This window comes from Clostridium sp., from assembly GCF_051656525.1.
Classification (GTDB): Bacteria; Bacillota; Clostridia; order Clostridiales; family Clostridiaceae; genus Clostridium.
Map to the genome: position 1 here is coordinate 1 of NZ_JBOGCC010000027.1, position 4,164 is coordinate 4,164.

The window sequence follows — 4,164 nt, forward strand, 5'->3', positions numbered from 1 at the left end:
ATATGTCGGCAGGATATTCAGGAAATATAATGAACTATGAAATTCCAAAGAACTGGGCATTTAACCAATTTGCAACAGTAACAGTAAGTGGAATAGGAATAGATAAAGATGGATATTCAGGAAGAGATGTAGGATTTAATGAAATAGGAGTAAAATTAGAAATTTTAAATGAATATAATAAGATATTTAATACTGAAATAGGAATAAATGTATTTAGAGAACCAATAGTAATTTGTGATACACCAGCATTTGAAATTGAAGTATCAGCAACAGTAGCAAGTGATCCTAAAAATACAAATAATGAAATAGTAATAAGTCGAAATGGAGAATTAAGTTATTCAAGGACAGAAGGTCCAGTAATGTTTAATGTAGATCTTGCAAATACTAATTTAAAAGAACTATCAGCTCAAGATTTAATGCAAACAATATCTATTGAGATATATAAAAATGGAAATAATTCAATATATTTTACAGTAGTAAGTATAGATCCCTTTACAGTAAAATATGATGTATATTTGGAACGAAATAATTTAAAATCTGAAAATATACAAGTTGATTTTACAACAACAATAACGCTAAGTGAATATGATGAAAATAAGCCAAAAAATTTACCAAATCCAGAATTAGTATGTTATTTTACAGGAATAAATACAGCATTAGTGACATCAGATCCAACAGAAAATGGGGAGAGTATAAATATAAAAGGATCGCTTAATGGATTAAAAGCATTTTTAGAAAATTTGGTAAATGAAGAAGAAGAAGAAGAAGCTCCTGAAATAGAAGGTTTATTGAGCGCTTTAGCAAATATAGTATAAAAAATAATAGAAAAGTCATTAAAATATATTAATTTTAGTGACTTTCTATATTTATGAAAAATAATTATTAAAGGAGAAAAAATGAATAAATTATCATTAAAAAAATATCAAATAATTGTAGGAGTTATAATTCAGATAATATTTGTAATAGAGAGTTTACACGGAATTAGAAATAACGAAAGTATATATCAGCCTATATTAGAAAATTTCTCTATGGGATTAATTGTTATAGAAATTATGTTAGTTATACTAATAATTAGTACATATATATTTATAGTGAAAAAATTTTGGGCACTAAGAAAATATTTAATATACAGAGTAGTTAGTATATTAAATATTATATATATATTTAATATGATATTTAATTTGGGTATTATATTTTATATAGAGACAGAAAAAGTATTTAGAACTATTGAGATATTGAATATAGGAAAAGTTATATTTTTAATTATAAATATTATTTTAATACTTACATATAACAGAAATGTGAAGAAACTTGAAAATAGAAATGTAGTATAATAAATGAGTATATTACGTTAGAGAAAAAGATTATAAATAGCTTATCACTATTTATAATCTTTTTTCTTATTTTTACTTATAAAAATTGATAAAAATAAAGTAAAAGTGTATTATAAAAACTAATGGAATTTATTTGAAAAAAGGTCTAATAAACTTATTGATAATATAACGTCCATAGGTATGCAAAGGGGGAAATTAATATGAATATTCTAACAGAATATTTATTTCATAATTATAAAGAATTAGAACCAATAAAATTTTATAGAATGATATTTAATAATGGAGAGTTACAAGAAAAAAATATATATGAAAAAAGAAAATATAATGGAATAGCAGTTGAAATTACGAAAGATAAAAAAAATAACGGAGAAGAAAAGATTTTAAGACATACAATTACTAATGATTTAGAAAAAATAAAAGAAATTACTGAAAGAGATAATTTCTGTTTAATGTCACCTATTAGCTATGTTGGTAAAGCTAGAAAGAGCGAGAATGCTAGATGTTTATATGCACTAGCAATAGATTTAGATGGAGTTATTATAAAAGAAGATGGAGATCCAGCTGGATTAAAGACTTTATTTCATCAAATAGAAAATTTGAAAAGAATACCGATGCCAACGGTAGTTGTGTCTTCAGGTACTGGATTACATTTATATTATATTTTTGAAGAACCAATAATGTTGTTTAGAAATGTTGTTAAGCAGCTACAAAAATATAAAAAGGAATTAACAAGAATAGTTTGGCAAGGATATATAACTAATTTAGAGGATAATGTACAATATGAAAGTCTTTTTCAAGGGTTTAGAATGGTTGGAACTATAACTAAGAAAGGAGAACGTGCTAGAGCCTTTTTAACAGGCGATAAGATTAACATAGATTATTTAAATTCTTTTGTAAGAGATGAATTTAAAGTAGTTGAATTTAGTTATAAAAGTAAATTATCTTTAGCAAAAGCAAAAGATAAATTTCCTGAATGGTATGAAAAAAGAATAGTAAATAAAGAATCTAAAGGAACTTGGACTACAAATAGAGCTGTTTATGATTGGTGGAAGAGAAGAATTATAGATGAAGCTAAAACAGGACATAGGTATTATTGCTTAATGATGCTTGTTGTATATGCTAGAAAAGCAGGAATCGAACGTGAAGAACTTGAAAAGGATTCATTTAGATTGATGGAGTTATTTGATATGTTACCAGCAAGTATTGATAATCCATTTAATGAAAAAGATGTTTTAGATGCACTTCAAGCTTATGAGGATAGATATATAACATATCCTATAAATAGTATTTCATATTTAACCGATATTCATATTGAAAAAAATAAGAGGAATTATAGAAAACAAAAAGATCATATAGTTTTAATGAATACAATGAAGTACTTAAAGAAACGATTGGGAGAAGAGATTAAAGAAGGAAGACCTAAAAATAGTGGAACTAAAGAGGTAATTATAAAAGAATATAGAAAAAATAATCCAGATGCACGTAAAAGTGATTGTATTCGTGATACAGGAATTAGTAAAATGACTGTTTATAAGTGGTGGAATATAATAAATTATAATTAAAAAAAAATTAATAAAAAAAGAGGATTACATACATTATTGTTGAATTATACAAATAAGGAATAAATTGTATAAAAATTAAAAATAAAAGGGGGAGATATAATGTTTAAAAAATTAATTTCAACAATAATGTTATCAACAATAATTTTAAGTTCGGTAACTGTTATTGCAAGTGCAGAAAAAATGAGAGATACGGGAAAAGTTATGGACTTTAGTTATAAAGTTTATGCTTCAGGAAGTGGAATGGTTGATGGATCACAAAATAATATATTTTATAAATTAACACCTGGGAAGGTTCATGCAAATATTACTAGCAGGAGTAGCAGTGATATTAAATTGGAATTAGTACGCAAAGGTTCAGTTTTTAATAAGTCATATGGAAGTAAACAACTTTCATCTACTGGAAATTATGTTTGGGATGTTGATACTGATAGTTCTAAATATTATTTTCCAGCTTGGGGAGGAGCAAGAGATACAACTCAAAGGGTAAAAGGAACAATGCATGATCATAGACCGTAAGCAAAAGGAGAAATAATATGGTAGTAGGAATTACTTTAAATAGATTTTTTGGTATATTAGCATCAATAATAATATGGTTAATTTTTCTATTTTTTTCTTATTTAAAATCTAATAAGAAAAAAATAGAATTTAAAAAAGAAATGTTAAGGTTTAGTTTATTTATTTATATTGGGTTTATTGTAAGTTTAACGTTATTGCCAATTACAATTCCATCTCATGGGATTGTAGAGGATATTTATATTAATTTTAATATATTTTCGATATTTAAATATGGTTTGGATAAATTTGTAATAATAAATATATTGGGGAATCTATTATTATTTACACCACTAGTTATATTGACTTCATTAAATGGATATAAAATATTTGATAAAGTTTATAAAGTTATATTTTATGGGATTATACTATCATTATTTATAGAATCTATTCAATATATAGAAGTTTATTTAGGACTTGTAAGAAGTCAACGAGTAATAGATATTATAGATATCTTTTTAAATGCATCTGGTGCAGTTATAGGATTTATAGTTATGAAAATATTTTATTATATACGGTAATTAAAATAAAAGGATAAATATATTAAATGTAACATAATAAGTATTTTGTTACATACATCACGAGGTTCACAACGGTTTTAAGCCGTTTGTGAGCCTTTTTTGTGTTTAAAAAAATTAGAAATACTAAACTTTTTGATTAAATTCCATAAAAATCAGATATGTATTGAAGAGTAGAGAAATGTTTTTATTATTTAA

5 protein-coding genes are annotated in these 4,164 nt (G+C 24.5%); all 5 read left to right on the forward strand.

Going from position 1 to position 4,164, the window contains the following annotated elements; genetic code table 11:
* The coding region (locus ACRDDY_RS00740) for a hypothetical protein (RefSeq protein ID WP_438563054.1) at window positions 1-815 on the forward strand (815 nt) is incomplete at its 5' end.
* Between the two features lie 81 nt (window positions 816-896).
* A complete protein-coding gene (locus ACRDDY_RS00745) occupies window positions 897-1,334 on the forward strand; it encodes a hypothetical protein (protein ID WP_438563055.1) in 438 nt (145 codons plus the stop codon).
* A gap of 200 nt (window positions 1,335-1,534) precedes the next feature.
* A complete protein-coding gene (locus ACRDDY_RS00750) occupies window positions 1,535-2,896 on the forward strand; it encodes a hypothetical protein (protein WP_438563056.1) in 1,362 nt (453 codons plus the stop codon).
* A gap of 99 nt (window positions 2,897-2,995) precedes the next feature.
* Entirely contained in the window at window positions 2,996-3,412 is a 417-nt protein-coding gene (locus ACRDDY_RS00755; protein ID WP_438563057.1) for a hypothetical protein, read from the forward strand.
* Between the two features lie 17 nt (window positions 3,413-3,429).
* Entirely contained in the window at window positions 3,430-3,969 is a 540-nt protein-coding gene (locus tag ACRDDY_RS00760) for a VanZ family protein (protein ID WP_438563058.1), read from the forward strand.
* Window positions 3,970-4,164 lie beyond the last annotated feature (195 nt).